A 903-nucleotide genomic window follows, 5' to 3' on the forward strand; every position below is an offset into this window, starting at 1 on the left:
ATACAGCGATCGCGATTGAGTCCTGTCGGAGAATAAGCATAGCCTTTTTGATCTGCTGCTGCAACCCAGAGCATTTCCTGTTTGGGGGCTAAAACGGCTGTTGCGGCTTGTCCTAAACCTCCAAATCCGAGTATACCAACCCGCATTGGAGATGAAGTAAAATTGGTCATTGGTCTTTGACTCATAACATGATTTTTGGATCAGACAATCTTTTATTATCGGTGATCATTGGGAATACAACGCAAGGAAGACTAATACCTCACTACCTTGACTCTCGCTTGAATGTACGCGAAACTTAACATATGATTAGATTGCTTCAGTTATTAATAAGTTTTGTAAAGCAATGACTCGTTTTAGATCCATTCGTCAAAATTGATGTAGGGATGTTGCAGTCATTAAAATAATGAAGCGATCGCCAAAACGGTTGCACTGCCCGAGCAGTGTAGATTAACGTCCCGCAACTCTTGTAGCAGTCTGCTCAATCTATGGAAACCTTAGAGTTCGTGATCTATCCCGATGGCCGAGTCCAGGAAAAAGTCACTGGCATTGTCGGTGCTTCCTGTGAGGAGGTTACAAAAGCCATTGAAGCTGAATTGGGTGTAGTGCTAAATCAGGAGACAACTTCTGAATATTTTGCACAAACTCAGAATCAATCTCAAGCGGCGACTGCCCAAGTCAATTTTAGCAATTGGTAAACTTTACCGACGAATTCATTCAATTCGTTCAACATCAGCGTCTATGTCACACTTTAGTCAAATCAAAACACAAATTCGCAATCTGACTTCTTTAAAAGCGGCTTTATCTGATTTAGAAATTGATTGGAAATCCGGTTCAAAAGAAGTTCGAGGCTATCAAGGTCAAACTCGTCCGGCTGAAATTACCATTGAACAAGACAATGGATAT

Annotated in this window: 2 protein-coding genes and 1 pseudogene; 2 read left to right on the forward strand and 1 reads right to left on the reverse strand. The window is 41.3% G+C overall.

Annotated elements, in window-relative coordinates:
- Nucleotides 1-170: pseudogene (locus M595_RS32595) on the reverse strand (saccharopine dehydrogenase-like oxidoreductase); the annotation flags it as partial.
- Nucleotides 171-485: 315 nt separating this feature from the next.
- Between M595_RS32595 and M595_RS27990 the strand changes: the two are divergent.
- Nucleotides 486-695 (forward strand): DUF2997 domain-containing protein, encoded by a 210-nt coding sequence (locus M595_RS27990; RefSeq protein ID WP_023068693.1) that lies wholly within the window; start codon nucleotides 486-488, stop codon nucleotides 693-695.
- 43 nt (nucleotides 696-738) lie between these two features.
- On the forward strand, nucleotides 739-903 hold a 165-nt coding region (locus M595_RS29860; protein WP_023069921.1), incomplete at its 3' end, for a DUF1257 domain-containing protein.

Source organism: Lyngbya aestuarii BL J (assembly GCF_000478195.2).
Lineage (GTDB): Bacteria > Cyanobacteriota > Cyanobacteriia > Cyanobacteriales > Microcoleaceae > Capilliphycus > Capilliphycus aestuarii.

Coding starts and splice junctions, on each gene's coding strand:
- M595_RS27990 (WP_023068693.1), top strand. CDS start 486: ATGGAAACCTTAGAGTTCGTGATCTATCCCGATGGCCGAGTCCAGGAA.